Source organism: Pseudomonas sp. 05N433, from assembly GCF_056396925.1.
In genome coordinates, this window is the sequence record NZ_JBFTML010000010.1 from 90,083 (window position 1) to 115,323 (window position 25,241).

General features: G+C 60.3%; 26 protein-coding genes and 1 pseudogene. 19 read left to right on the top strand and 8 right to left on the bottom strand.

All coding sequences use genetic code 11. The annotated features are described in order from the left end of the window. Positions 1 to 17: 17 nt before the first annotated feature. Positions 18 to 1,511, bottom strand: coding sequence for an aldehyde dehydrogenase (locus AC1DIS_RS07420; protein WP_477743567.1), 1,494 nt, complete (start codon positions 1,509 to 1,511; stop codon positions 18 to 20). 236 nt (positions 1,512 to 1,747) lie between these two features. On the opposite strand from AC1DIS_RS07420, the gene AC1DIS_RS07425 reads away from it, so the two are divergent. Continuing rightward, a complete protein-coding gene (locus AC1DIS_RS07425; protein WP_018927493.1) occupies positions 1,748 to 2,110 on the top strand; it encodes a cupin domain-containing protein in 363 nt (120 codons plus the stop codon). Between the two features lie 84 nt (positions 2,111 to 2,194). Here the strand turns inward: AC1DIS_RS07425 and rpmG are convergent, their stop codons facing one another. Together rpmG and rpmB are read right to left on the bottom strand one after the other, a co-directional pair. Beyond that, positions 2,195 to 2,350 carry a 50S ribosomal protein L33 gene (gene rpmG / locus AC1DIS_RS07430; protein ID WP_003177274.1) on the bottom strand — a complete coding sequence of 52 codons (156 nt, stop codon included), beginning with the start codon at positions 2,348 to 2,350 and terminating at the stop codon, positions 2,195 to 2,197. Between the two features lie 11 nt (positions 2,351 to 2,361). Then, positions 2,362 to 2,595, bottom strand: a complete 234-nt coding sequence (gene rpmB / locus AC1DIS_RS07435; protein ID WP_018927492.1) for a 50S ribosomal protein L28 — start codon at positions 2,593 to 2,595, stop codon at positions 2,362 to 2,364. Positions 2,596 to 3,042: 447 nt separating this feature from the next. Here rpmB and AC1DIS_RS07440 point away from each other — a divergent pair, with 447 nt between their 5' ends. Continuing rightward, positions 3,043 to 4,629, top strand: a complete 1,587-nt coding sequence (locus tag AC1DIS_RS07440; protein ID WP_018927491.1) for an ABC transporter substrate-binding protein — start codon at positions 3,043 to 3,045, stop codon at positions 4,627 to 4,629. 64 nt (positions 4,630 to 4,693) lie between these two features. Here AC1DIS_RS07440 and radC read toward each other — a convergent pair whose 3' ends face one another. Further along, positions 4,694 to 5,368: a RadC family protein gene (gene radC / locus AC1DIS_RS07445; protein ID WP_477748468.1), complete on the bottom strand. Its 675-nt coding sequence runs from the start codon at positions 5,366 to 5,368 to the stop codon at positions 4,694 to 4,696. A gap of 135 nt (positions 5,369 to 5,503) precedes the next feature. On the opposite strand from radC, the gene coaBC reads away from it, so the two are divergent. From coaBC to AC1DIS_RS07470, 5 genes and pseudogenes are all read left to right on the top strand, one after another. Next, a complete protein-coding gene (coaBC, locus tag AC1DIS_RS07450; RefSeq protein ID WP_064621105.1) occupies positions 5,504 to 6,712 on the top strand; it encodes a bifunctional phosphopantothenoylcysteine decarboxylase/phosphopantothenate--cysteine ligase CoaBC in 1,209 nt (402 codons plus the stop codon). A gap of 5 nt (positions 6,713 to 6,717) precedes the next feature. Continuing rightward, positions 6,718 to 7,173, top strand: a complete 456-nt coding sequence (dut, locus tag AC1DIS_RS07455) for a dUTP diphosphatase (RefSeq protein WP_018927488.1) — start codon at positions 6,718 to 6,720, stop codon at positions 7,171 to 7,173. A 342-nt stretch (positions 7,174 to 7,515) separates the two neighbouring features. Continuing rightward, positions 7,516 to 8,892 (top strand): annotated as a pseudogene (locus AC1DIS_RS07460) (phosphomannomutase/phosphoglucomutase); the annotation flags it as partial. Between the two features lie 25 nt (positions 8,893 to 8,917). Further along, positions 8,918 to 9,823: an acetylglutamate kinase gene (gene argB, locus AC1DIS_RS07465; RefSeq protein WP_018927486.1), complete on the top strand. Its 906-nt coding sequence runs from the start codon at positions 8,918 to 8,920 to the stop codon at positions 9,821 to 9,823. 196 nt (positions 9,824 to 10,019) lie between these two features. Beyond that, positions 10,020 to 10,280, top strand: coding sequence for a hypothetical protein (locus AC1DIS_RS07470; RefSeq protein ID WP_477743566.1), 261 nt, complete (start codon positions 10,020 to 10,022; stop codon positions 10,278 to 10,280). A 91-nt stretch (positions 10,281 to 10,371) separates the two neighbouring features. Here the strand turns inward: AC1DIS_RS07470 and pyrE are convergent, their stop codons facing one another. Continuing rightward, positions 10,372 to 11,016: an orotate phosphoribosyltransferase gene (gene pyrE / locus AC1DIS_RS07475; protein WP_018927484.1), complete on the bottom strand. Its 645-nt coding sequence runs from the start codon at positions 11,014 to 11,016 to the stop codon at positions 10,372 to 10,374. A gap of 82 nt (positions 11,017 to 11,098) precedes the next feature. On the opposite strand from pyrE, the gene AC1DIS_RS07480 reads away from it, so the two are divergent. Continuing rightward, the gene (locus AC1DIS_RS07480) at positions 11,099 to 11,878 is read left to right on the top strand and encodes an exodeoxyribonuclease III (protein ID WP_007934608.1); all 780 of its coding nucleotides are present in this window, start codon (positions 11,099 to 11,101) and stop codon (positions 11,876 to 11,878) included. 71 nt (positions 11,879 to 11,949) lie between these two features. Here AC1DIS_RS07480 and AC1DIS_RS07485 read toward each other — a convergent pair whose 3' ends face one another. Continuing rightward, entirely contained in the window at positions 11,950 to 12,318 is a 369-nt protein-coding gene (locus AC1DIS_RS07485; protein WP_018927483.1) for a DUF4870 domain-containing protein, read from the bottom strand. Between the two features lie 30 nt (positions 12,319 to 12,348). Beyond that, complete coding sequence (gene rph / locus AC1DIS_RS07490; protein WP_007934600.1) at positions 12,349 to 13,071, bottom strand: ribonuclease PH; 723 nt, start codon at positions 13,069 to 13,071, stop codon at positions 12,349 to 12,351. A gap of 268 nt (positions 13,072 to 13,339) precedes the next feature. Between rph and AC1DIS_RS07495 the strand changes: the two genes are divergently transcribed. From AC1DIS_RS07495 to AC1DIS_RS07520, 6 genes are all read left to right on the top strand, one after another. Further along, positions 13,340 to 14,203, top strand: a complete 864-nt coding sequence (locus AC1DIS_RS07495) for a YicC/YloC family endoribonuclease (RefSeq protein ID WP_018927482.1) — start codon at positions 13,340 to 13,342, stop codon at positions 14,201 to 14,203. Positions 14,204 to 14,215: 12 nt separating this feature from the next. Next, positions 14,216 to 14,836, top strand: coding sequence for a guanylate kinase (gmk, locus tag AC1DIS_RS07500; RefSeq protein ID WP_018927481.1), 621 nt, complete (start codon positions 14,216 to 14,218; stop codon positions 14,834 to 14,836). Positions 14,837 to 15,003: 167 nt separating this feature from the next. Continuing rightward, on the top strand, positions 15,004 to 15,267 hold the full coding sequence (gene rpoZ / locus AC1DIS_RS07505; protein ID WP_477780808.1) for a DNA-directed RNA polymerase subunit omega: 264 nt from the start codon (positions 15,004 to 15,006) through the stop codon (positions 15,265 to 15,267). A 56-nt stretch (positions 15,268 to 15,323) separates the two neighbouring features. Next, the gene (spoT, locus tag AC1DIS_RS07510; protein WP_007934594.1) at positions 15,324 to 17,429 is read left to right on the top strand and encodes a bifunctional GTP diphosphokinase/guanosine-3',5'-bis pyrophosphate 3'-pyrophosphohydrolase; all 2,106 of its coding nucleotides are present in this window, start codon (positions 15,324 to 15,326) and stop codon (positions 17,427 to 17,429) included. A gap of 24 nt (positions 17,430 to 17,453) precedes the next feature. Continuing rightward, positions 17,454 to 17,834, top strand: coding sequence for a RidA family protein (locus AC1DIS_RS07515; protein ID WP_003177257.1), 381 nt, complete (start codon positions 17,454 to 17,456; stop codon positions 17,832 to 17,834). A 69-nt stretch (positions 17,835 to 17,903) separates the two neighbouring features. Next, positions 17,904 to 18,644 carry a hypothetical protein gene (locus tag AC1DIS_RS07520; RefSeq protein WP_018927479.1) on the top strand — a complete coding sequence of 247 codons (741 nt, stop codon included), beginning with the start codon at positions 17,904 to 17,906 and terminating at the stop codon, positions 18,642 to 18,644. A 140-nt stretch (positions 18,645 to 18,784) separates the two neighbouring features. On the opposite strand, the gene AC1DIS_RS07525 is transcribed toward AC1DIS_RS07520, so the two are convergent. Then, positions 18,785 to 19,642, bottom strand: coding sequence for an SDR family oxidoreductase (locus AC1DIS_RS07525; protein WP_477743565.1), 858 nt, complete (start codon positions 19,640 to 19,642; stop codon positions 18,785 to 18,787). Between the two features lie 189 nt (positions 19,643 to 19,831). On the opposite strand from AC1DIS_RS07525, the gene exbB reads away from it, so the two are divergent. The 5 genes from exbB (at position 19,832) to recG (ending at position 25,163) form a co-directional block, all read left to right on the top strand. Then, positions 19,832 to 20,782 carry a tonB-system energizer ExbB gene (gene exbB, locus AC1DIS_RS07530; protein ID WP_064621107.1) on the top strand — a complete coding sequence of 317 codons (951 nt, stop codon included), beginning with the start codon at positions 19,832 to 19,834 and terminating at the stop codon, positions 20,780 to 20,782. 6 nt (positions 20,783 to 20,788) lie between these two features. Continuing rightward, positions 20,789 to 21,217 carry a TonB system transport protein ExbD gene (gene exbD / locus AC1DIS_RS07535; RefSeq protein WP_007934588.1) on the top strand — a complete coding sequence of 143 codons (429 nt, stop codon included), beginning with the start codon at positions 20,789 to 20,791 and terminating at the stop codon, positions 21,215 to 21,217. Continuing rightward, positions 21,214 to 21,960: an energy transducer TonB family protein gene (locus AC1DIS_RS07540; protein ID WP_018927476.1), complete on the top strand. Its 747-nt coding sequence runs from the start codon at positions 21,214 to 21,216 to the stop codon at positions 21,958 to 21,960. The genes exbD and AC1DIS_RS07540 overlap by 4 nt, the downstream gene beginning before the upstream one ends. Before the next feature lie 188 nt (positions 21,961 to 22,148). Then, positions 22,149 to 23,078 carry a hydrogen peroxide-inducible genes activator gene (locus AC1DIS_RS07545; protein ID WP_008007618.1) on the top strand — a complete coding sequence of 310 codons (930 nt, stop codon included), beginning with the start codon at positions 22,149 to 22,151 and terminating at the stop codon, positions 23,076 to 23,078. A gap of 9 nt (positions 23,079 to 23,087) precedes the next feature. After that, a complete protein-coding gene (gene recG / locus AC1DIS_RS07550; protein WP_477748467.1) occupies positions 23,088 to 25,163 on the top strand; it encodes an ATP-dependent DNA helicase RecG in 2,076 nt (691 codons plus the stop codon). Positions 25,164 to 25,241: the final 78 nt, after the last annotated feature.

Genomic DNA, 25,241 nt, shown 5'->3' on the forward strand with positions numbered 1-25,241 from the left:
TCGGGCTCCACACAGGCTTACAACTTGATCCAGGTCGCCTTCAGCTCGGTGTACTTGTCGAACGCGTGCAATGACTTGTCGCGACCGTTCCCGGACTGTTTGAAGCCACCGAACGGCGCGGTCATGTCGCCGCCATCGTACTGGTTGACCCAAACGCTACCCGCACGCAATGCCTTGGCGGTGAGGTGGGCCTTCGAGATGTCCGTGGTCCATACTGCCGCCGCGAGGCCGTAAGGGGTGTCGTTGGCAATCGCAACGGCTTCTTCGGCGGTATCGAAAGTGATCACCGACAACACCGGGCCAAAGATTTCTTCCTGGGCAATTTTCATCGCGTTGCTGACACCGTCGAAAATCGTCGGCTCGACGTAGGTGCCCCCGGTTTCCTGAAGAATACGCTTGCCGCCAGCCACCAGCTTGGCGCCATCGGTATGACCGGATTCGATGTAGGACAGCACGGTGTTCATCTGCTGGGTATCCACCAGCGCACCGACGTTGGTCACCGGGTCCAGCGGATTGCCCGGCTTCCAGGCCTTGAGGGCTTCGATCACCAGTGGCAGGAATTTGTCTTTGATCGAACGCTCGACCAGCAGGCGCGAACCGGCGGTGCAGACTTCGCCCTGGTTGAAGGCAATAGCGCTGGCAGCCGATTCGGCGGCGGCTTGCAGGTCCGGCGCATCGGCGAACACGATGTTCGGGCTCTTGCCACCGGCTTCAAGCCAGACACGCTTCATGTTCGATTCGCCGGAGTAGATCAGCAGTTGCTTGGCGATCTTGGTCGAACCGGTAAACACCAGGGTGTCGACATCATTGTGCAAGGCCAGGGCCTTGCCGACGGTATGACCGTAACCCGGCAGCACGTTCAGCACACCTTTCGGGATGCCGGCTTCAACTGCCAGCGCTGCAATACGAATAGCCGTCAGCGGCGATTTTTCCGAAGGCTTGAGGATCACTGAGTTACCGGTGGACAGCGCCGGGCCGAGTTTCCAGCAGGCCATCATCAACGGGAAGTTCCACGGCACGATCGCACCGACCACACCGACCGGCTCGCGAGTCACCAGCCCCAACTGATCGTGCGGGGTGGCGGCGACTTCGTCGTAGAGCTTGTCGATGGCCTCACCACTCCAGCTCAGGGCTTGCGCCGCGCCAGGAACGTCGATGTACAGGGAATCGCTGATCGGCTTGCCCATGTCCAGGGTTTCGAGCAGGGCCAGCTCTTCGGCGTGCTGTTTCAGCAGGCCGGCAAAACGAATCATGGTGGCTTTGCGCTTGGTCGGCGCCAGGCGCGACCAGGCGCCGGAATTGAACGTGGCGCGAGCGTTTTCCACGGCGCGCTGGGCGTCGGCGGCGTCACAGCTGGCAATCTTGCCCAGCAGACGGCCATCGACAGGGCTGATGCACTCGAACGTTTCACCGGAGACTGCATCGGTGTATTCGCCATTGATGTAGGCACGGCCTTCGATCTTCAGATCGCGAGCCCGTTGTTCCCAGTCGGCACGAGTCAGGGTGGTCATACGAGTGTCCTCCTCTTATTGAATACGAGCGCCCGCGCTCTTCGCGGGTGCTGTCAGGAATTCTGCCCGGCCAGCCTGCTTTTCGGCTCAAGGCAACCGTTACCCTAAACCAGCGACGGGTGAAGTTTCAATATATTTGACAAAGGGCCGTTAAATGGCCTTGCGATGTTCATTTTAATAAACATAGACTTTCAACTTTCCAGTCAGTCGCGCCGCAATCACGTGGGAATACCAACATGAGCATTCAGGATATCGTCGATTTCAGTCAGGCCACCACCCAGCCCGATCGCTATCGGCCAGACCCGGCCAAAGTCCTCAAGGGCGACCCCGAACAAACGGTGTACAACCACTACAACAGCCCGTGCGGCCAGATGAGTGCAGGTGTCTGGGAAGGCGAAGTCGGTCAGTGGCGGGTGAACTACACCGAACACGAATACTGCGAAATCGTTCAGGGGGTGTCAGTGCTTCGCGATGACAACGGCGGCGCCAAGACCCTGCGCGTGGGCGATCGCTTCGTGATTCCGGCCGGTTTCAAAGGCACCTGGGAAGTGCTGGAGCCGTGCCGCAAGATTTATGTGGTGTTTGAACAGAAGGCTTGAGGGTTTGTGCCGCTTGAACCGACAGGCAACAAAAAAGGCCCGTATCTCGCGATACGGGCCTTTTTCGTAAGGAGGAAAAATCAATTACTTGATTTTGCCTTCTTTGTAGATCACGTGCTTACGAACAACCGGATCATATTTCTTGATCTCGATTTTGTCCGGAGTAGTGCGCTTGTTCTTGTCGGTAGTGTAGAAGTGACCAGTACCGGCGCTCGAAATCAAACGAATCAATTCACGCATGATTAGCTCCCTTAGATCTTGCCATCGCGACGGATTTCGGCCAGCACGACATCAATGCCACGCTTGTCGATGATACGCATGCCTTTGGCAGATACGCGCAGACGCACAAAACGTTTCTCGGACTCAACCCAGAAGCGGTGATGCTGCAGGTTCGGCAGGAAACGACGACGGGTTTTGTTGTTTGCGTGGGAAATGTTATTCCCAGTCACCGGACCCTTACCGGTAACTTGACAGACTCTCGACATGCCTCAGCCCTCTAAAACCACATGCCCAACCCGGCATGGGTTGGCCGCTTAATCTCTCAGTCATTTGGCGCCAGGCGCCGCGTTTCTTTAAGGGTCTTACCGGCTACACCTACAAACGAAGGAACCGGGCCCCTAGAAAAGAGCGCTGCTTTATACCAGAAAGACCAGAGAGCAACAACAACCGGTGTGAATTGAGTTGATAAAAACCCGTTTTTTCGGGCGCCGAGCGCCTTGGGCAAAGGCTAAGCCCGATAGCGACCGCTCGTCGCAGAGAATCGGCCAACGGGACAATTCAGGGTTTTTCTCAACCGTCACTCACCGAAAACAATCGCCCATACTCCCCTGAAAATGAAAAAGGGGATAGTCATTTGCAAAAGAGCCCACTAGGGTAAGCCTTTTCCAGACTGCACTTGCAGATGGGCCTTCGATCTGTAAAGGAATCCGACCATGCGCCTCGCTGCCCTACCACTGTTGCTCGCCCCGCTTCTGCTGAGCCCCCTGGCCCATGCCGCCGCCCTGAGCGTCTGCACCGAGGCCAGTCCGGAAGGGTTCGACGTGGTGCAATACAACTCGTTGACCACCACCAACGCCTCGGCCGACGTGCTGATGAACCGCCTGGTGGACTTCGACACGGCCAGCGGCAAAGTGGTCGCCAGCCTCGCGGACAGCTGGGACGTCACGCCCGACGGCCTGACCTACGTCTTCAAGTTGCATCCGCAGGTGAAATTTCACCGCACCGAGTATTTCAGCCCGACGCGCGACCTGACCGCCGAAGACGTGAAATTCAGTTTCGACCGCATGCTCGATCCGGCAAACCCGTGGCACAAAATCGCCCAGAGCGGCTTCCCGCACGCTCAGTCGATGCAGTTACCGACACTGATCAAAAAGATCGACGCCTTGGACCCGCTCACCATCCGCTTCACCCTCGATCACCCGGACTCGACGTTCCTGCCGACCCTGACCATGGGCTTCGCCTCGATCTATTCGGCCGAGTACGCCGAGCAACTGATGAAGGCCGGCACTCCGGAGAAGCTCAACAGCCAGCCGATCGGTAGCGGCCCGTTCATCTTCACGCGTTTCCAGAAAGATGCCTCGATTCGCTATAAGGCCAACCGCGACTACTTCCAGGGCAAGCCATCGGTGGACCCGTTGATCTTCGCGATCACCCCGGACGCCAACGTGCGCTTGCAGAAATTGCGCCGCAACGAGTGTCAGATCGCCCTGTCGCCGAAACCGCTGGACGTGCAGGCTGCGAAGCAGGAGCCGACCCTGAAGGTGGAAAAGACTGACGCCTTCATGACCGCATTCGTCGGCATCAATAGCCAACATCCGCCGCTGGACAAGCCGGAAGTGCGCCAGGCAATCAACCTGGCGTTCGACAAGGCCAACTACCTCAAGGCCGTATTCGAAGACACCGCCGAACCTGCCAATGGGCCCTACCCACCCAACACCTGGAGCTATGCCAAAAACTTGCCGGGCTACCCGCATGATGTCGAGAAAGCCCGGGCATTGATGGCCAAGGCCGGGCTCAAGAACGGTTTTCAGACCACCATCTGGACCCGTCCTTCCGGCAGCCTGCTGAACCCCAACCCGAGCCTCGGTGCGCAATTGCTTCAGTCCGACCTGGCGGAAATCGGCATTCAAGCAGAGATCCGCGTGATCGAATGGGGCGAACTGATTCGCCGCGCCAAGGCCGGCGAGCATGACCTGCTGTTCATGGGCTGGGCCGGCGACAACGGTGACCCGGACAACTTCCTCACGCCGCAGTTTTCCTGTGCGGCGATCAAAGCCGGCACCAACTTCGCCCGTTACTGCAACCAGGATCTGGACAAGCTGATCAGCGCCGGCAAGACCACTGGCGAGCAAGGTGTACGCACCAAGCTCTACGAACAGGCCCAGGCGCAAATACAGCAACAGGCATTGTGGCTGCCACTGGCCCACCCCACGGCCTTCGCCCTGACGCGCAAAGACGTCGAGGGTTATCGGGTCAGCCCGTTTGGCCGGCAGGATTACTCCAAGGTCAACTTCAAGTAATCAGCGTCACCACAAAAGCCGTGGGAGCAGGCTCGCTCACAGTGACTCATCTAGCCTTTCCTCTTCACATCCACCCGTACTCGGCCATGGACAACGGATCGCCATCACCGACGATGAAATGGTCGAGCACCCGCACATCGATCAGGTCCAGCGCTTCTTGCAGGCGCTTGGTCAGCATCCGGTCGGCTTGACTGGGATTGGAGTTACCCGACGGATGGTTGTGGCAGAGGATCAACGCTGCGGCGTTGTGGGCCAAAGCGCGTTTAACCACTTGTCTTGGATAGACACTGGTACTGTCGATGGAGCCGCGAAACAGCACTTCAAAGGTCAGCACTTGATGTTTTGAATCCAGAAACAGACAGCCGAATACCTCGTGAGGCTCATGGCGCAGCATCGACTTCAGGTAATCACGAACCGCCTGCGGATTTTCCAGTGCCGATTTCTGGCGCACACGTTCGGCTAAATGCCGCCTGCCCATTTCCTGTGCCGCTTGCAACTGAGCGAATTTCGCCGGCCCGAGCCCCAATTGCCTGCTGAATGCAGTTTGATCGGCTTCGAGCAGTAAACGCAGGCTGCCAAACTGATTCAACAGATGCCGTGCCAGATCTACTGCACTTTTACCCGATACACCGGTACGTAAAAAAATCGCTAGCAACTCGGCGTCCGAAAGACTCGCCGAACCCAACTCAAGTAACCTCTCCCGCGGTCGCTCCGCCGCTGGCCAATCGCGAATGCTCATAACACCTCCATGTAAGTGGGCGCCGCTGTTCCGTAGCGGTCGCTGTGATATCGTAGCCCATCTTTTTTGCGGGCGATTTCACCCCTGGGGAGGGGGTATCGCCATGCAGTCATCAACGAAATGAAAGGCAGACCTATGCAGCGGCTGTATCGGAAACGCATCGTTCTGGGCGTCGGCGGCGGCATTGCTGCCTACAAGAGCGCCGAGCTGGTTCGCCGCCTGATCGACCAGGGCGCCGAAGTGCGCGTGGTCATGACCCGTGGCGGCAGCGAATTCATTACCCCGCTGACCATGCAGGCCCTGTCCGGGCACCCGGTCCACCTGGACCTGCTGGACCCGGCGGCCGAAGCCGCCATGGGTCACATCGAACTGGCCAAATGGGCCGACCTGGTATTGATCGCCCCCGCCACTGCGGACCTGATCGCTCGCCTGGCCCAAGGCATTGCCAACGACCTGCTGACCACGCTGGTGCTGGCCACCGACGCGGTAGTCGCCGTGGCGCCGGCGATGAATCAAGCCATGTGGCGCGACCCGGCGACCCAGGCCAACCTGCAAACCCTCGCAAGCCGCGACTTCAAAGTCTTCGGCCCGGCCTCCGGCAGCCAGGCCTGCGGCGACGTCGGCATGGGCCGCATGCTCGAAGCCACCGACCTCGCCCAGTGCGCGGCAGACTGCTTCCAGCGCCAGGCGCTGACCGGCAAACACGTGCTGATCACCGCCGGCCCGACCCAGGAAAACATCGACCCGGTGCGCTACATCACCAACCACAGCTCCGGCAAAATGGGCTTTGCCCTGGCCGAAGCCGCGGTAGAAGCCGGCGCCCGCGTGACCCTGATCACCGGCCCGGTGCACCTGCCGACTCCGGATCGCGTCACGCGCATCGACGTGGTCAGCGCCCGGGACATGCTCGCCGCTTGTGAAGCCGCGATTCCTTGCGACCTGTTCATCGCCTCGGCAGCGGTCGCGGACTACCGTCCGGAAGTCGTGGCCCCACAGAAACTCAAGAAAGACCCTACAAGCGGCGACGGCTTGTTGCTACAGATGGTACGCAACCCAGACATTCTGGCCACCATCGCCACCCGTCCCGACCGTCCGTTCAGTGTCGGCTTTGCCGCCGAAACCGAACACCTGCTCGACTACGCTGCCCGCAAGTTGAAAGACAAGAACCTCGACCTGATCGTCGCCAACGACGTCGCCAACCCGAGTATTGGCTTCAACAGCGAAGAAAACGCCTGCAGCGTGATCGACCGTGAGCTGCACGCCACTATTTTTGCCCAGACCAGCAAAGGCAAGATTGCCCGCCAGCTGATCACTTTTATCGCCGAACGTCTGAACCAGGTTTAATTTACATGCACGCTTTGCAAGCCAAGATCCTCGACCCACGCATCGGCAGCGAATTTCCGCTGCCGCAGTACGCCACGCCCGGCTCCGCCGGCCTCGACCTGCGCGCCATGCTGGAAAAAGACACTGTCATCAAGCCGGGCGAGACCCTGCTGATCCCTACCGGCCTGTCGGTGTACATCGGCGATCCGGGCCTGGCGGCCTTGATTCTGCCGCGCTCAGGCCTGGGCCATAAGCACGGCATCGTGCTGGGCAACCTGGTCGGCCTGATCGACTCCGATTACCAGGGCCCGCTGATGGTGTCGTGCTGGAACCGTGGCCAGACCGACTTCAACATGGTCGTTGGCGAACGCCTCGCACAACTTGTTCTGGTACCAGTGGTTCAAGCGCACTTCGAAATGGTCGAAGAGTTCGTCGAAACCCAGCGCGGCACTGGCGGGTTCGGACATTCAGGCAGTCACTGATATGCCCTCTGTGGCGAGCGAGCTTGCTCGCGCTGAGCAGCGAAGCTGCCCCACGACTCTGGCAACTATTGCCGACGTTGTGAGTGCTGCGCATTCAAGCGGGAGCAAGCTCCCTCGCCACAAATCACACAGACGTCATCTGGAAGGTTTACCACTGAAAATCAAGGCATTGATCGACCCAATACTCGTCGACATTGGTGACATGGCCTTTTCGCACCACGAACTCTCTGCGGAAAACGCCGTCATACCCTTCAGTCCGAGCCAGCCGACGAGTTCTTCGCCGGCAGGTCTAGCCACTTTCGAGATGGAGCATTCCTACAGATGAGCACCCCAGCCCAAGTCGCACCCAAGTTCCCCGACAGCATCTTCCGCGCCTACGACATTCGTGGCACCGTCCCGGAATTCTTGAACGCGGAAACGGCTTATTGGCTCGGCCGCGCCATCGGCTCCCAGAGCCTGGCCCAGGGCGAGCCCAATGTGTCCGTCGGCCGCGACGGTCGCCTGTCCGGCCCGGAACTGGTGGAACAACTGATTCAGGGCCTGGCCGACAGCGGTTGCCACGTCAGCGACGTCGGCCTGGTGCCAACGCCAGCGCTGTACTACGCCGCCAACGTACTGGCCGGCAAATCCGGGGTGATGCTCACCGGCAGCCACAACCCGTCGAACTACAACGGCTTCAAGATCGTCATAGCTGGCGATACCCTGGCCAACGAACAGATCCAGGCCCTGCACGACCGCCTCAAGACCAACAACCTGAGCAGCGGCAAGGGCAGCATCACCAAGGTCGAGATCCTCGACCGCTACAACACCGAAATCGTCCAGGACATCAAACTCGCCCGCCGCCTGAAAGTGGTGGTCGATTGCGGCAATGGCGCGGCCGGCGTGATTGCCCCGCAACTGATCGAAGCCCTGAACTGCGAAGTCATCCCGCTGTTCTGCGATGTCGATGGCAACTTCCCGAACCATCACCCGGACCCGGGCAAGCTGGAAAACCTGGTAGACCTGATCGCCAAGGTCAAGGAAACCAACGCCGACCTGGGCCTGGCCTTCGACGGTGATGGCGACCGCGTGGGCGTGGTCACCAACACCGGCAGCGTCGTGTTCCCGGACCGCCTGCTGATGCTGTTCGCCAAGGATGTGGTAGCACGCAACCCCGACGCGGAAATCATCTTCGACGTCAAATGCACCCGTCGCCTGATCCCGCTGATCAAAGAATATGGCGGTCGCCCACTGATGTGGAAAACAGGTCACTCGCTGATCAAAAAGAAAATGAAACAATCCGGCGCCCTGTTGGCCGGCGAAATGAGCGGGCATATCTTCTTCAAGGAGCGCTGGTTCGGTTTCGACGACGGCATTTACAGCGCCGCGCGGCTGCTGGAGATCCTCAGCAAAGAGAAATCCACCGCGGAAGAGTTGTTCGCGACCTTCCCGAACGATATTTCTACGCCGGAAATCAATATCCATGTGACCGAAGAGAGCAAATTCAGCATCATTGATGCACTGCACGACGCACAGTGGGGTGAAGGCGCCGACCTGACCACCATTGACGGCGTGCGAGTCGACTATGCCAAAGGCTGGGGCCTGGTTCGCGCCTCCAACACCACACCGGTGCTGGTGCTGCGCTTCGAGGCCGATGACGAGGCTGAATTGCAGCGCATCAAGGATGTATTCCACGTCCAGCTGAAGCGCGTTGCACCTGATCTCCAACTACCGTTTTGATCTATTGAAGCACCCGGAGCCCTGAATGACCCTCGAACGCGAAGCCGCCGCCAACACCGCCAAGGTCCTGTCCGAAGCGCTGCCTTACATTCGCCGCTATGTCGGCAAGACGCTGGTGATCAAATACGGCGGCAACGCGATGGAAAGCGAGGAGCTGAAAACCGGCTTCGCCCGCGACATCGTGCTGATGAAAGCCGTCGGCATCAACCCGGTGGTGGTTCACGGCGGCGGCCCGCAAATCGGCGACCTGCTCAAGCGACTGTCGATCGAGAGCCACTTTGTCGATGGCATGCGCGTCACCGACGCCGCGACCATGGACGTGGTGGAAATGGTCCTCGGCGGCCAGGTCAACAAGGACATCGTCAACCTGATCAACCGTCACGGCGGCAGCGCCATCGGCCTGACCGGTAAAGACGCCGAGCTGATTCGCGCGAAGAAGCTCACCGTCACCCGCCAGACCCCTGAGATGACCCAGCCGGAAATCATCGACATCGGCCACGTCGGCGAAGTGGTCGGGATCAACACCGACCTGCTGAACCTGCTGGTCAAAGGCGATTTCATTCCGGTGATCGCGCCGATCGGCGTCGGTGCCAACGGCGAGTCGTACAACATCAACGCCGATCTGGTGGCCGGTAAAGTGGCCGAGGCTCTGAAAGCTGAGAAGCTGATGCTGCTGACCAACATTGCCGGCCTGATGGACAAGAGCGGCAAGGTCCTGACCGGCCTGAGCACCCAGCAAGTCGACGACCTGATCGCCGACGGCACCATCTACGGCGGCATGCTGCCGAAGATCCGTTGCGCGCTGGAAGCGGTACAGGGTGGCGTGGGCAGCTCGCTGATCATTGATGGTCGGGTGCCAAATGCAATTCTGCTGGAAATCTTCACCGACACCGGTGTGGGTACGCTGATCAGCAATCGCAAGCGTCCCTGATTCAAAACCTTAAAAAGATCGCAGCCTTCGGCAGCACCTACGGATTTCGGATGTACGAAAAACCTGTAGGAGCTGACGAAGTCTGCGATCTTTTTTATGCGCGCCGGAAATGCCTGACCTGATTGGGCGAAACGTCCGACTTCACGAAGGAAGCAATCTGCATAGGATCTTCTCTGAATCCACAGGAGGTCTACCCATGCAAAAAGACTACGTCCCTTACGGCAGCGATGTTTCACCTGGCACCGATGCCTGTGTCGATTGCGGTCACGAATACTCGAATCAGGGCAAAACATCGATGCCGCCCTGCCCGCAACTCCGCAAGACCGCACACACCCGTCATGGCTGGAGAATTCTGACTGGCCAGGGCGATGCTGTGGCTGATCCGTACCCGGAGAAAACCAATGAACCCAGCGGGATCAAAAAAGCCGAGACATTCAGCAGCACCAGCAAAAAATAATGCTGGGGGACTGGGCCATACATAAACAAAAGACCCCGCTCAACATGCTGAGCGGGGTCTTTTGCTGTCTGCAATCCCTGTGGGAGCGTGATTACACGCCGAACTGGGCGCGGTAGGCTTCAACCGCAGGCAAATGTTGCTTGAGCTGCGGATCGTCAGCCAGGAACTCCAGCACCTGGTTCAGCGAAACGATGCTGATCACCGGAATGCCGAAGTCACGTTCCACTTCCTGGATGGCCGACAACTCACCATTGCCACGCTCCTGACGGTTCAGGGCGATCAGCACACCGGCAGCTTTGGCGCCGTCCTGGGAAGCGATGATCTGCATCACTTCGCGGATGGCGGTGCCCGCGGTGATCACGTCGTCGATGATCAGCACGTCGCCAGTCAATGGCGCGCCAACCAGGCTGCCACCTTCGCCGTGGGCCTTGGCTTCCTTGCGATTGAAGCACCATGGCAGGTCACGGTCGTGATGTTCGGCCAGTGCMACGGCGGTGGCTGCCGCCAACGGGATGCCTTTGTAGGCCGGGCCGAACAGTACGTCGAAGGAAATACCGCTCTCGACGATGGCTGCCGCATAGAAACGGCCCAGCTGTGCCAGGGCCTTCCCTGAGTTGAACAGGCCGGCATTGAAGAAGTATGGACTGGTGCGCCCGGACTTCAGGGTGAACTCACCGAAGCGCAAAACGCCGCGATCGATGGCAAAACGAATGAAATCGCGTTGATACGCTTGCATGAAAAAAACCCCAAATACCACGGATTTAGCTAATTAGGTAGACGCCGTGTATCATACCCGCACGCGATTTTTGGGGCCACTTATGCGGATCATCAGTGTGAACGTCAATGGTATTCAGGCTGCAGTCGAGCGTGGTTTGCTCAGTTGGCTGCAAGCACAGAATGCCGACGTCATCTGCCTGCAGGACACCCGCGCCTCCGCCTTTGAACTGGACGATCCAGCCTTCCAACTGGATGGCTACTTCCTTTATGCCTGCGAAGCCGAAGTTCCCGCCCAAGGTGGCGTGGCTTTGTACTCGCGGTTGCAACCGAAGGCTGTCATCAGCGGTCTCGGCTTCGAGACGGCCGACCGCTACGGGCGCTACCTGCAAGCCGATTTCGACAAGGTCAGCATCGCGACCTTGCTGCTCCCTTCGGGGCAGAATGGCGATGAAGACTTGAACCAGAAGTTCAAGCTAATGGACGACTTCGCCCGTTATCTGGATAAACAGCGACGCAAACGTCGCGAGTACATTTATTGTGGCTCGCTGTACGTGGCGCAACAGAAGCTGGATATCAAGAACTGGCGCGACAGCCAGCAATCCCCGGGCTTCCTGGCGCCTGAGCGTGCCTGGATGGACGAGATTGTCGGCAACATGGGTTATGTCGACGCCCTGCGGGAAGTCAGCCGCGAAGGCGACCAGTACAGCTGGTGGCCGGACAACGAACAGGCCGAGATGCTCAACCTGGGCTGGCGTTTCGACTACCAGTTGCTGACCCCTGGCCTGCGCCGCTTCGTACGCAGCGCACGCCTGCCACGTCAGCCACGGTTCTCGCAGCACGCACCGTTGATCGTGGACTACGACTGGACGCTGACGATCTAAGCGTCTTTTCGCAGATGCAAAAAAGCCGACATTGCTGTCGGCTTTTTTGTGCGTGCTGATTTTACTGCCTGTTATTTGATCAACCGCCAGGTGAAGGGATAGCGGTAAGGCACCCCGTCATTGGCCTTGAGCCCGGCAATGATGCACAGCACCATCGCCCCGATCAGGACCAGCGGCAGCAGCGCAAAACCGATCAACACCAGCATCAGCACGTAACAGATGCCCGAGACCAGGGCCACGGTAATCTGAAAGTTCAGCGCTTCTTTGCCTTGGGCATCGATGAACGGGTCGGCTTCACGCTTCCACTGCCAGAGTATCAGCGGCCCGATCAGGTGACCGAACGGAAACCAGACACCGAGAAACGCCGAGAGGTGACAAAACATCGCCCACTGGCGAGCCTCGGAGCTCGGGGTGGGAAGCAACTGCTGTTCATCACTCATGGCGCTCTCCTTTGCCGGACATCAAAACAATCAGTCAGCCAGTGCAGCCTTCTGCAGTTCGAAAATCTCGATCATGCCTTTCTTCGCCAGTGCCAGCATCGCGTTCAGCTCTTCTGGCTGGAACGGTGCGCCTTCGGCAGTGCCCTGGACTTCGATGAAACCACCAGTGCTGGTCATCACCACGTTGAGGTCAGTCTCGGCAGCCGAGTCTTCCAGGTAGTCGAGGTCAAGCACAGGTTCGCCCTGATACATGCCTACCGAAACGGCAGCGATCATTTGCTTGAGCGGGTCGCCACCTTTGAGGCCGCCGCGCTTCTTGATCACTTTCAAGGCATCGACCAGTGCAACCATGGCGCCGGTGATGGACGCGGTGCGGGTGCCGCCATCAGCCTGGATCACGTCGCAGTCGACGTACAAGGTGACGTCGCCCAGCTTGGACATGTCCAGCGCAGCGCGCAGGGAACGACCAATCAGCCGCTGGATTTCCAGAGTGCGGCCACCTTGCTTGCCGCGGCTCGCCTCACGCTGGTTACGCTCGCCAGTGGCGCGCGGCAGCATGCCGTATTCAGCGGTCAACCAGCCCTGGCCCTGCCCCTTGAGGAAACGCGGCACGCCGTTCTCGACGCTGACGGTGCAGATGACCTTGGTATCACCGAACTCGACCAGTACAGATCCCTCGGCGTGTTTGGTGTAGTTGCGGGTAATGCGGATCGAGCGGAGCTGATCGGCAGCGCGACCACTTGGACGTTTCATAGGGATTACCTGTACGGGGGACGGAAAACTGCCGAGCATTATAGAGCCGTGGGCCGCGAGTGGGCACTTCTAAAAAAATCACCCGACGATTGAAGGCTCTGAATAGAGCGTAGCCGACGGCCTGCAGCCCATTGTCACAGCGTGTGATTGGGCGCATCCGCCCCACTGCGCTACAATCCTGCGCCTTTGCTGCCTGTCGGCTTTAATTCACAGATAGCGGGTCCGCGAACCATGGGTTACGCGCCGACCTGCATTGCGAGGTACCTCCATGGTGCACAGCATGACCGCCTTCGCCCGCGTCGAGAAAGCCGGCGTCCAGGGCACCCTGAGCTGGGAGCTGCGCTCGGTCAACAGCCGCTACCTGGAACCCCATCTGCGCCTGCCGGAATCTTTCCGCGACCTCGAGGGCGCCGTCCGCGAAGCCCTGCGCCAGGGAATTTCCCGGGGCAAGCTCGAATGCACCCTGCGTTTCACCGAAGAAAGCACTGGCAAACCGCTGCAAGTGGACCGCGAGCGCGCCGCGCAATTGGTCGCTGCCGCCGAGACCGTCGCCAGCCTGATCAAGAACCCTGCCGCGCTGAACCCGCTGGAAGTCCTGGCCTGGCCCGGCGTGCTGGTGGCCGACGCCGCCGACCCGCAAGCGCTGAATGCCGAAGCAATGGCGCTGTTCAACCAAGGCCTGAAAGAACTCAAGGCCGGCCGCGAGCGCGAAGGCGCGGAGCTGGCGCGGTTGATCAACGAACGCCTGACGTCCATTGAAGAAGATGTGGTGATCCTGCGTGAGCTGGTCCCGCAGATGCTCGCCACGCAGCGTCAGAAAGTCCTCGACCGCTTCACCGACATGAAGGCCGACCTCGACCCGCAGCGCCTGGAGCAGGAAATGGTCATGCTCGCGCAAAAGAGCGACGTCGCCGAAGAACTGGATCGCCTGAGCACTCACATCATCGAAGTTCGCCGGGTGCTCAAATCCGGCGGCGCTGCCGGTCGACGCCTGGATTTCCTGATGCAGGAGCTCAACCGCGAAGCCAACACACTGGGCTCCAAAGCCTTCGACCCGCGCAGCACCCAAGCGGCGGTCAACCTCAAGGTGTTGATCGAGCAGATGCGCGAACAAGTACAGAATATTGAGTAAGGCAAACCTGACATGACCCACAGTACCGGCACCCTGTACATCATTTCCGCACCTTCTGGTGCGGGCAAGAGCAGCCTGGTCAAAGCCCTGACCGACGCTGATCAGGAGATCCGCGTCTCGGTCTCCCACACCACCCGCGCCATGCGCCCTGGTGAAGTGAACGGCGTGAACTATCACTTCGTCGAACGCAGCGAGTTCGTGAAGATGATCGAGCACGGAGATTTCCTCGAGCGCGCCGAAGTGTTCGGCAATCTCTATGGCACTTCGCAAAGCCACCTGCAGCAGACCCTGGATGAAGGTCACGACCTGATTCTGGAAATTGACTGGCAGGGTGCAGAGCAAGTGCGCAAGTTGATGCCCCAGGCCCGTTCGATCTTCATTCTGCCGCCGTCCCTGGAGGCCCTGCACCAACGCCTGACCAATCGCGGCCAGGACAGTGACGAGATCATCGAAGGCCGGATGCGCGAAGCCGTCAGCGAGATGAGCCATTACGTCGACTACGATTACCTGATCATCAACGACAATTTCGCCCACGCACTGGACGATCTGAAGGCGATTTTCCGCGCCAATCAGCTGCATCAGAAGCGTCAGCAGCAGCGTCATGGCAAATTATTAGCTGAATTGCTCGGCTAATCAGCTCTTCCCAAAACCGCTGCAAGGGCTTTACATTGGTGCTTATAGCGCGTTGAAGAGCCTGGTCAAAAAATCAGCGCTTCCCTAATCGCTGGTGATTTTTTAAACTGTTGAGTCCGCTCGCCCAACCGGGCAGCGCGCATATTGCATTCGCTCCGAGGAATACCATGGCCYGCGTAACCGTTGAAGACTGCCTAGAACACGTGGAAAACCGCTTTGAGCTGGTCATGCTCTCTACCAAGCGTGCCCGTCAACTGGCCACTGGTGGCAAAGAGCCCCTGGTTCAGTGGGAAAACGACAAGCCTACAGTTGTAGCGCTGCGTGAAATCGCTGAAGGCCTGATGAGCTACGAGTTCATCGCCAACGCTGAAATCGTCGAAGACGAACCGCTGTTCGCAGCGTTCGAGGACGAGTCCAACGAGGCAGTATAAGCCATGCCTGGTCGACGTAGCACGGCGCGGGGTCATAGCAAACGGCAGGAATTATCATGCCGAGCATAGACGCCCTCGCCGATCGCTTATCGACCTACCTCGGCAAGGACCAGGTCAACCTGGTCCGCCGAGCGTACTTCTACGCCGAACAAGCCCACGACGGTCAACGCCGCCGCAGCGGTGAGGCGTACGTCACGCATCCTCTTGCGGTGGCGAATATTCTTGCCGACATGCACATGGACCATCAAAGCTTGATGGCTGCAATGCTGCATGACGTGATCGAAGACACCGGTATTGCCAAGGAAGCGCTGCAAGCGCAGTTCGGCGAAACCGTGGCCGAACTGGTCGACGGGGTCAGCAAACTGACCCAGATGAACTTCGAGACCAAAGCCGAAGCCCAGGCCGAAAACTTCCAGAAAATGGCCATGGCCATGGCGCGCGACATTCGCGTGATCCTGGTCAAGCTGGCCGACCGCCTGCACAACATGCGTACCCTGGAAGTGCTGTCCGGCGAAAAACGCCGGCGGATCGCCAAGGAAACCCTGGAAATCTATGCGCCCATCGCCAACCGGCTGGGCATGCACGCCATCCGCATAGAATTCGAAGACCTCGGCTTCAAGGCCATGCACCCGATGCGTTCCGCGCGGATCAACCAGGCGGTCAAACGCGCCCGGGGCAACCGCAAGGAAATCGTCAACAAGATCGAAGAGTCCCTCAGCCACTGCCTGGCCATCGACGGCATCCAGGGTGAGGTCAGCGGTCGTCAGAAACACCTCTATGGCATCTACAAAAAAATGCGCGGCAAGCGTCGGGCCTTCAACGAGATCATGGACGTCTACGCGTTCCGGATCATCGTCGACAAGGTCGATACTTGCTACCGCGTGCTGGGTGCTGTGCATAATTTGTACAAACCGTTGCCGGGGCGCTTCAAGGATTACATCGCGATCCCCAAGGCCAACGGCTACCAGTCGCTGCATACCACGCTGTTCGGCATGCACGGTGTACCGATCGAGATCCAGATCCGCACCCGTGAAATGGAAGAGATGGCCAACAATGGCATCGCCGCCCATTGGCTGTACAAATCCAGCGGCGACGAACAGCCCAAAGGCACTCATGCCCGCGCCCGCCARTGGGTCAAAGGCGTGCTGGAGATGCAGCAACGGGCCGGCAACTCGCTGGAATTCATCGAGAGCGTGAAGATCGACCTGTTCCCGGACGAGGTCTACGTGTTCACGCCCAAGGGCCGGATCATGGAACTTCCAAAAGGCTCCACGGCGGTCGACTTCGCTTACGCGGTACACACCGACGTGGGCAACAGCTGCATTGCCTGCCGGATCAACCGTCGTCTCGCGCCGCTGTCCGAACCGCTGCAAAGCGGCTCCACGGTCGAGATCGTCAGCGCCCCCGGCGCACGGCCGAACCCGGCATGGCTCAACTTCGTGGTCACCGGCAAGGCGCGGACCCACATCCGCCATGCGCTTAAGCTGCAACGCCGCTCCGAATCCATCAGCCTCGGCGAACGCCTGCTGAACAAGGTGCTCAACGGTTTCGACAGCTCGCTGGAAAAAGTCCCGGCCGAGCGTGTGCAGTTGATGCTCCACGAATATCGCCTGGAACTGATCGAAGACCTGCTCGAAGACATCGGACTGGGCAATCGCATGGCTTACGTAGTCGCCCGCCGCCTGCTCGGCGAAGGCGAACAGCTGCCAAGCCCGGAAGGTCCGCTGGCCATTCGCGGTACCGAAGGCCTGGTGCTCAGTTACGCCAAGTGCTGCACGCCGATCCCTGGCGACCCGATCGTTGGCCATCTGTCCGCCGGCAAAGGGATGGTGGTGCACCTGGACAACTGCCGCAACATCAGCGAAATCCGCCACAACCCGGAAAAATGCATCCAGCTCTCGTGGGCCAAGGATGTCACCGGCGAATTCAACGTCGAGCTGCGCGTCGAACTGGAACACCAGCGCGGCCTGATCGCCTTGCTGGCCAGCAGCGTCAACGCGGCCGACGGCAATATCGAAAAAATCAGCATGGACGAACGCGACGGTCGTATCAGCGTGGTCCAACTGGTGGTCAGCGTGCACGACCGCGTGCACCTGGCCCGCGTGATCAAGAAACTGCGCGCCCTGACCGGGGTCATCCGCATCACCCGCATGCGCGCGTAGCCCACCCTTCACAAGGAGTCATACATGACCAAGACCGTTATCAACAGCGACAAGGCCCCGGCCGCCATCGGTACTTACTCCCAGGCGATCAAGGCTGGCAACACCGTGTACATGTCGGGTCAGATTCCTCTGGACCCAAAAACCATGGAACTGGTCGAAGGCTTCGAAGCCCAGACCGTCCAGGTGTTCGAGAACCTCAAAGCCGTGGCTGAAGCCGCCGGTGGTTCGTTTAAAGACATCGTCAAACTGAACATTTTCCTCACCGACCTGAGCCACTTCGCCAAGGTCAACGAGATCATGGGCAAGTACTTCGACCAGCCTTACCCAGCCCGCGCCGCCATCGGCGTTGCAGCCCTGCCAAAGGGTTCGCAGGTTGAAATGGATGCCATTCTGGTCATCGAGTAATGTGTCTGGCGCAGCCTTGCGAGGCTGCGCCGACTGATCTTGTACAAAGGGTTCTGAAAGGATTCCACCATGCGCCACGCGCTAGCTCTCTCGCTGGTCGCCCTACTCTTGGGCGGATGTGCCAGCAACCCTGCCGACCGTGATATCAGCGGCACCTGGATCAACCAGGTGGCGATCGATGCCGCATCCAAAGGCGGCCCCCTGCGTGAAGCGCTCCAGGCCTATGGCCCGAATCTGGAATGGAACGTCAACACCAGGGCCGGTCAGGCCCGCTACACCAATGGTTTTGAAAACGTCGAAGGCAAGCTGCTGGGCGAAAAGTCCGGCGCCTGGAATGTCGACTTTTATGGCAGCTCCGCCAGCGAGTTGAAGCGTGATGGCAAGCGACTGAACCAGGCTGCCAACGACAACGAGCCCGAGCAAGTCTTCGACCGTGCATCGGTCCAGGTTCCGGAAGGAGCGCCTATTGGCGCTAGTTTCGAGCGCGCGCTGTATTCGGCTTACATGGGCGGCAGCTGGAAAATCCTCAGCGGCCCGGGCGAAGGCAGCACCGTCCAGTTCCAGGCAGACGGTCAGGTCGCCGGTCTGCCCGGTGCAGATCGCTATGCCCTGTGCCTGGCGGGCGATTGCGCGTCGATGAGCGGCGGCAACGACAACATCTGGCTGCAGTTGAATGGCCAGGGCAATACCTGGATCTTTGCGCGCAAGGGCAAAGAACTGGAGATTTTCCAGACGGTGAACACTGCACTGGCGGACGAGATGCCTTCGTTCACACCGGGTGATCGCAAGTGGTTGCTCGAAAAGCAGTAAGCCGGCCCTGAGGCCAACGCAGAACCCATGTGGGAGCGGGCTTGCTCGCGAAAGCGGTGTAACAATCAACGATGATGTTGAATGTTATGTCCCCTTCGCGAGCAAGCCTGCTCCCACATTTGGTTTGAGGTGACCGGAAGTCAGCAGCGGCCTTCAAGAATCGCGGCATAGCCCTCGCGGAAACTCGAATACTTCGGCGCCCAGCCCAACGCCTTCGCCCGAGCATTGCTGCAGCGCTTGCTGCCGGCACGACGCACACTGGCATCATCGGCCCATTCGGTCACGCCCAGATACTCACGCAACCAGCCCACCACCTCTGCCATTGGCGCAGGCGCATCATCGACACCTATATAGGCATCATCCAGCGCCACTCCACGCCGATCCGCCTCAAGCAGGAACGCCAGCAACCCCGCCGCGTCGTCGACGTGAATGCGATTGGCGTACAGCGGGGGATCGATCGCCACGCGATAACCGCGACGAACCTGAGTCAGTAGCCACTCTCGACCCGGACCATAAATACCGGTCAGACGCACGATGCTGGCCGGGATGCCGCTATCACGCGCCACTTGCTCGGCTTCCAGCATCAAACGCCCCGAATAACCGCCCGCCACCGTCGGCGAGGTTTCATCGACCCACTCACCGTCCTGCTGACCGTAAACACTGCTGCTGGAGACAAACAGAATGCGCTTTGGCTGCTGGCCATGTTGTTTCAACCACCCCAGCACATGCTGCAAGCCTTCGACATAGGCGACGCGATAGCCCGCCTCGTCGTGGTCGGTGGCAGCGGCGCTGTACACCAGATAGTCCAGTGGCGTGGTCGGCCAGTCAGCCGGGCATTGCGCGCTGAACAGGTCACCCGCAACACCAACCACTCCGGCCGGCAAGCGCGACACATTGCGGCGCAGGCCATAAACCTGCCAGTGCCCTGCCAGCAATTGCGTAGCCAGACGGCTGCCGACATCACCGCAGCCGGCGATCAAAACAGAAGGCGCGGACATCAGAAGACTCCCTCAAGAAAGGTACAGACTAGCGCCCGAAATGGATAAGCAGCTAGCAATGGAAGAAAAAAAGAGACGCTATTACTTTTGTTAACAAGAATTAATTGCAATAATGCCAGCCACTTTTGTTCTCGGCCTTACGAGGCCTGGAAGAACACTTACCGTCTTTTCCTCTCAGGTCCGGCCAGCATGACACGCAATCAACTCTCCGCTTCGCCAACCAAACGACCTCGCGCCTGGAGCGCGGTAGCCGCCCTGCTGCTCAGCCTGATGCTGGCGCCGACCGCCGCATTCGCCGATGCGCAAGCGCCGGCCACACAGCCTGCGGCTACTCAAACACCAGCCGTTCAAACCGCACCTGTCGCGACCGATCCGGTCCAGGCCGTAGACGCCGCGGACATGCCGCAAGCTCTCGAAGCCGACAACTCCCTGGGCATGGCCCACGACCTGTCGCCATGGGGCATGTACAAGAACGCCGATATTATCGTGAAAATCGTGATGATCGGCCTGGCCATCGCCTCGATCATCACCTGGACCATCTGGATCGCCAAGGGCTTCGAGCTGATGGGCGCCAAGCGTCGTCTGCGCGCTGAAATCGCTCATCTGAAAAAAGCCGCCACCCTTAAGGAAGCCAGCACCACGGCGGCCAAGGAAGGCACCCTGGCCAACCTGCTGGTCCACGACGCGCTGGAAGAAATGCGCTTGTCGGCCAACAGCCGCGAGAAGGAAGGCATCAAGGAACGCGTGAGCTTCCGCCTCGAGCGCCTCGTCGCAGCCTGCGGTCGCAACATGAGCAGCGGCACCGGCGTGCTGGCCACCATCGGTTCCACCGCGCCGTTCGTCGGCCTGTTCGGTACCGTATGGGGCATCATGAACAGCTTCATCGGCATCGCCAAAACCCAGACCACCAACCTCGCCGTCGTGGCCCCCGGCATCGCCGAAGCCCTGCTGGCGACCGCGCTGGGTCTGGTTGCAGCGATTCCTGCGGTGGTCATCTACAACGTCTTCGCCCGCTCCATTGCCGGTTACAAGGCACAAGTGTCCGACGCCTCGGCGGAAGTCCTGCTGCTGGTCAGCCGCGACCTCGACCACCAGCCGCCCGAGCGCAGCTCGCAACCGCACATGGTGAAAGTGGGGTAATCGGCCATGGGCCTGCATTTGAAAGAAGGCGCAGACGACGATCTGGCCGAGAACCACGAAATCAACGTCACGCCGTTCATCGACGTGATGCTGGTGCTGTTGATCATCTTCATGGTGGCGGCGCCGCTGGCCACCGTGGACATCAAGGTCGACCTGCCCGCCTCCACCGCCAAACCGGCGCCGCGACCAGAGAAGCCGGTGTTCCTCAGCGTCAAAGCTGACCAGCGCCTGTTCCTCGGCGAAGACGAAGTGAAGACCGAAGCCCTCGGCGCCACACTCGACGCCAAGACCCAGGGCAAGAAAGACACGACGATCTTCTTCCAGGCCGACAAAGGCGTGGACTACGGCGACCTGATGAGCGTGATGGACGCCCTGCGCGCCGCCGGCTACCTGAAGGTCGGTCTGGTCGGACTCGAGACGGCAGCCAAAAAATGATCAACACGCGCCAAAAGCTGACGCGTTACAGCGGTAGCCTGGCCGTGGTGCTGGGCGTCCATGCGCTGGCCATTGCGCTCGCGCTGAACTGGACCTCGCGCCCGCCGATCGAGCTGCCGCCGCAAGCGATGATGGTCGAGCTGGCGCCGATGCCGGCCCCGCCACCGCCCGCACCGCCGAAGGTGATCACGCCGCCACAGCCGCCGGCGCCGGTGGAAGAACTACCGATTCCGAAACTCGCTGAAGCGCCGAAGGCCGAGATTGCCGTGCCCAAGCCGGTCAAACCCAAGCCGAAGCCGCAACCGCCCAAGCCTGTGGAGAAAAAGCCGGAGCCACCGAAGGAAAAGCCTTCCGAGGAGAAGCCTAGCGACACGCAGCCAACCCAGGCGCCGACGGAGAAGTCCGCTCAGCCGGCTCCCGGTCCATCGCCCGCGCAACAAGCCGCCAAGGCCAGTTGGCAAGGCACCCTGCTCGCGCACCTGGCCAAGTACAAAAAGTACCCGGCCAGCGCACAGCAACGCGGCAAGGAAGGTTTGAACCGTCTGCGCTTTGTGGTGGATGCCGAAGGTAACGTGCTGTCGTTCGAACTGGTGGGCCGCTCCGGCAACGCCGATCTGGACCGGGCTACCCTGGAAATGATCCGCCGCGCCCAACCGCTGCCCAAGCCACCAGCCGACATGCTGAACAACGGCACCATCGAAATCGTTGCACCGTTTGTTTACTCGCTGGAACGCCGACGCTAAAAACACCGCCGCTCCCACAGGTTCTTCGGCGGTTACAAAACCTATAAAAGGCATCGAAAGGTGCCTTTTTGCATATCTGGAAACGGCAAACCTGCATTGCCCAGTGTCACTTAGCACACTCAGTCTGATAACGTGCGTCTATCGATTGCAGCCGGTATGCTTGGCCCGCAACTTCATGGACGCTTGCTATGACTCTCACAGAATTACGCTACATCGTTACCCTCGCCCAAGAGCAGCACTTCGGTCACGCGGCCGAGCGTTGCCACGTCAGCCAGCCGACCCTGTCGGTGGGCGTGAAAAAGCTTGAAGACGAACTCGGTGTGCTGATTTTCGAGCGCAGCAAGAGCGCCGTGCGCCTGACCCCGGTCGGTGAAGGCATTGTCGCCCAGGCGCAAAAAGTCCTGGAACAGGCCCAAGGCATCCGCGAACTGGCCCAGGCCGGCAAGAACCAGCTGACTGCACCGCTGAAAGTTGGCGCGATCTACACCGTCGGCCCGTACCTGTTCCCGCACCTGATTCCACAACTGCACCGGGTCGCCCCGCAGATGCCGTTGTACATCGAAGAAAACTTCACCCACGTGCTGCGCGACAAACTGCGCAACGGCGAGCTCGACGCGATCATCATCGCCCTGCCGTTCAACGAAGCCGATGTACTGACGTTGCAGCTCTACGACGAGCCGTTCTACGTCCTGATGCCGGCCCAGCACCCGTGGACGCAAAAAGAATCCATCGACGCCGCCCTGCTCAACGACAAGAGCCTGCTGCTGCTCGGCGAAGGCCACTGCTTCCGCGATCAAGTGCTGGAAGCCTGCCCGACCCTGGCCAAAGGCAACGACGGCGCCAAGCACACCACCGTGGAATCCAGCTCGCTGGAAACCATCCGCCACATGGTCGCCTCTGGCCTGGGCATTTCGATCCTGCCGCTGTCGGCGGTGGACAGCCACCACTACGCCCCCGGCGTGATCGAAGTGCGTCCATTGAGTGCGCCGGTGCCATTCCGCACCGTAGCCATCGCCTGGCGCGCGAGCTTCCCACGGCCCAAGGCGATTGAAATCCTCGCCGACTCCATTCGCCTGTGCTCGGTGGCCAAGCCGCCAGCGCCGGTGGTGGCCGGTTAAGTCGCTGTCATGACCGAGTTGTCGCAAGTGTCGGTGACGGCACTCAAGGGTGTCGGCGAAGCCATGGCCGAGAAACTGGCCAAGGTCGGTCTGGAGAATCTCCAGGACGTGCTGTTCCACCTGCCGTTGCGCTATCAGGACCGCACCCGCGTGGTCCCGATCGGCCATTTGCGACCCGGGCAAGACGCGGTGATCGAAGGCACCGTCAGCGGCGCCGACGTGGTCATGGGCCGGCGCCGTAGCCTGGTTGTCCGTCTGCAGGACGGCACCGGCGGGCTCAGCCTGCGCTTCTACCATTTCAGCAACGCCCAGAAAGAAGGCCTCAAACGCGGCACGCGGATTCGCTGCTACGGCGAAGCCCGGCCCGGTGCGTCGGGGCTGGAGATCTACCACCCGGAATATCGCGCCATCACCGGCGATGAGCCGCCGCCAGTGGATGAAACCCTGACCCCGGTCTACCCGCTCACCGAAGGCCTGACTCAGCAGCGCTTGCGCCAGCTGTGCATGCAAACCCTGACCCTGCTCGGCCCCAGCAGCTTGCCCGACTGGCTGCCGACCGAACTGGCCCGGGACTATCAACTGGCGCCGCTGGCCGATGCGATCCGCTACCTGCATCACCCGCCCGCCGATGCTGACGTCGATGAGCTCGCCCTCGGTCATCACTGGGCCCAGCACCGCCTGGCCTTCGAAGAGCTGCTGACCCATCAACTGTCCCAGCAGCACCTGCGCGAGAGCATGCGTGCCCTGCGCGCGCCGGCCATGCCCAAAGCCACGAAACTGCCACAACAGTATCTGGCTAACCTCGGCTTCACCCCGACCGGCGCCCAGCAACGGGTCGGCAACGAAATCGCTTACGACCTCAGCCAGCACGAACCGATGCTGCGGCTGATTCAGGGCGACGTGGGCGCGGGCAAAACCGTGGTTGCCGCCCTCGCCGCGCTTCAGGCGCTGGAAGCGGGTTATCAGGTCGCGCTGATGGCGCCCACCGAAATCCTCGCCGAGCAGCACTTCATCACCTTCAAGCGCTGGCTCGAACCGCTGGGCATCGAAGTTGCGTGGCTGGCGGGCAAGCTCAAGGGCAAAAACCGCGTGGCCGCGCTGGAGCAGATCGCGGGCGGCGCACCGATGGTGGTCGGCACCCACGCGTTGTTCCAGGACGAAGTGCAGTTCAAGAACCTGGCACTGGCGATCATCGACGAACAACACCGCTTCGGCGTGCAGCAGCGCTTGGCATTGCGGCAGAAAGGCGTCGGCGGGCGGATGTGTCCGCACCAGCTGATCATGACCGCCACGCCGATCCCGCGGACGCTGGCCATGAGCGCCTACGCCGACCTCGACACCTCGATCCTCGACGAATTGCCGCCCGGCCGTACCCCGGTGAACACGGTGCTGGTCACCGACACTCGGCGCGTTGAAGTGATCGAACGGGTGCGCGGCGCTTGTGCCGAGGGCCGTCAGGCCTATTGGGTGTGCACGTTGATCGAAGAATCGGAAGAGCTGACCTGCCAGGCCGCCGAAACCACACACGAAGACCTCACCGCCGCCCTCGGCGAGTTGAAGGTCGGCCTGATCCACGGCCGCATGAAGCCCGCCGAAAAAGCTGCCGTCATGGCCGAATTCAAGGCCGGCAACCTGCAACTGCTGGTCGCCACCACCGTGATCGAAGTTGGCGTGGACGTGCCCAACGCCAGCCTGATGATCATCGAAAACCCCGAACGCCTTGGCCTCGCACAATTGCACCAGTTACGTGGCCGCGTCGGCCGGGGCAGCGCCGTCAGCCATTGCGTGCTGCTCTACCATCCACCGCTGTCGCAGATCGGCCGTCAGCGGCTGGGCATCATGCGCGAAACCAACGACGGTTTTGTCATCGCCGAAAAAGACCTCGAACTGCGCGGCCCCGGCGAAATGCTCGGCACACGCCAGACCGGCCTGCTGCAATTCAAGGTCGCAGACCTGATGCGCGACGCCGATTTACTGCCAGCCGTGCGCGACGCCGCCCAGGCCTTGCTCGAACGCTGGCCGGATCACGTCAGCCCGCTGCTCGACCGCTGGCTACGCCATGGGCAGCAATACGGCCAAGTGTGAGCACTGTCGCAGTTTCTGGACCCTGGCTTTAAACAAGCTGGTTATACTCCTGCAATTGTTTGAAAACGGATACAGACC

Excerpts from the sequence above, each read along its gene's own strand:
- AC1DIS_RS07420 (WP_477743567.1), bottom strand. The coding sequence starts at position 1,511 with ATGACCACCCTGACTCGTGCCGACTGGGAACAACGGGCTCGCGATCTG.
- AC1DIS_RS07470 (WP_477743566.1), top strand. The coding sequence starts at position 10,020 with ATGCAAAAAGACTACGTCCCTTACGGCAGCGATGTTTCACCTGGCACC.
- AC1DIS_RS07520 (WP_018927479.1), top strand. The coding sequence starts at position 17,904 with ATGCGCCACGCGCTAGCTCTCTCGCTGGTCGCCCTACTCTTGGGCGGA.
- AC1DIS_RS07540 (WP_018927476.1), top strand. The coding sequence starts at position 21,214 with ATGATCAACACGCGCCAAAAGCTGACGCGTTACAGCGGTAGCCTGGCC.
- AC1DIS_RS07495 (WP_018927482.1), top strand. The coding sequence starts at position 13,340 with ATGGTGCACAGCATGACCGCCTTCGCCCGCGTCGAGAAAGCCGGCGTC.
- AC1DIS_RS07425 (WP_018927493.1), top strand. The coding sequence starts at position 1,748 with ATGAGCATTCAGGATATCGTCGATTTCAGTCAGGCCACCACCCAGCCC.
- radC (WP_477748468.1), bottom strand. The coding sequence starts at position 5,368 with ATGAGCATTCGCGATTGGCCAGCGGCGGAGCGACCGCGGGAGAGGTTA.
- AC1DIS_RS07440 (WP_018927491.1), top strand. The coding sequence starts at position 3,043 with ATGCGCCTCGCTGCCCTACCACTGTTGCTCGCCCCGCTTCTGCTGAGC.
- exbD (WP_007934588.1), top strand. The coding sequence starts at position 20,789 with ATGGGCCTGCATTTGAAAGAAGGCGCAGACGACGATCTGGCCGAGAAC.
- dut (WP_018927488.1), top strand. The coding sequence starts at position 6,718 with ATGCACGCTTTGCAAGCCAAGATCCTCGACCCACGCATCGGCAGCGAA.
- AC1DIS_RS07480 (WP_007934608.1), top strand. The coding sequence starts at position 11,099 with ATGCGGATCATCAGTGTGAACGTCAATGGTATTCAGGCTGCAGTCGAG.
- rph (WP_007934600.1), bottom strand. The coding sequence starts at position 13,071 with ATGAAACGTCCAAGTGGTCGCGCTGCCGATCAGCTCCGCTCGATCCGC.
- rpmG (WP_003177274.1), bottom strand. The coding sequence starts at position 2,350 with ATGCGTGAATTGATTCGTTTGATTTCGAGCGCCGGTACTGGTCACTTC.
- rpmB (WP_018927492.1), bottom strand. The coding sequence starts at position 2,595 with ATGTCGAGAGTCTGTCAAGTTACCGGTAAGGGTCCGGTGACTGGGAAT.
- recG (WP_477748467.1), top strand. The coding sequence starts at position 23,088 with ATGACCGAGTTGTCGCAAGTGTCGGTGACGGCACTCAAGGGTGTCGGC.
- AC1DIS_RS07545 (WP_008007618.1), top strand. The coding sequence starts at position 22,149 with ATGACTCTCACAGAATTACGCTACATCGTTACCCTCGCCCAAGAGCAG.
- gmk (WP_018927481.1), top strand. The coding sequence starts at position 14,216 with ATGACCCACAGTACCGGCACCCTGTACATCATTTCCGCACCTTCTGGT.
- argB (WP_018927486.1), top strand. The coding sequence starts at position 8,918 with ATGACCCTCGAACGCGAAGCCGCCGCCAACACCGCCAAGGTCCTGTCC.
- exbB (WP_064621107.1), top strand. The coding sequence starts at position 19,832 with ATGACACGCAATCAACTCTCCGCTTCGCCAACCAAACGACCTCGCGCC.
- coaBC (WP_064621105.1), top strand. The coding sequence starts at position 5,504 with ATGCAGCGGCTGTATCGGAAACGCATCGTTCTGGGCGTCGGCGGCGGC.
- AC1DIS_RS07525 (WP_477743565.1), bottom strand. The coding sequence starts at position 19,642 with ATGTCCGCGCCTTCTGTTTTGATCGCCGGCTGCGGTGATGTCGGCAGC.
- AC1DIS_RS07485 (WP_018927483.1), bottom strand. The coding sequence starts at position 12,318 with ATGAGTGATGAACAGCAGTTGCTTCCCACCCCGAGCTCCGAGGCTCGC.
- AC1DIS_RS07515 (WP_003177257.1), top strand. The coding sequence starts at position 17,454 with ATGACCAAGACCGTTATCAACAGCGACAAGGCCCCGGCCGCCATCGGT.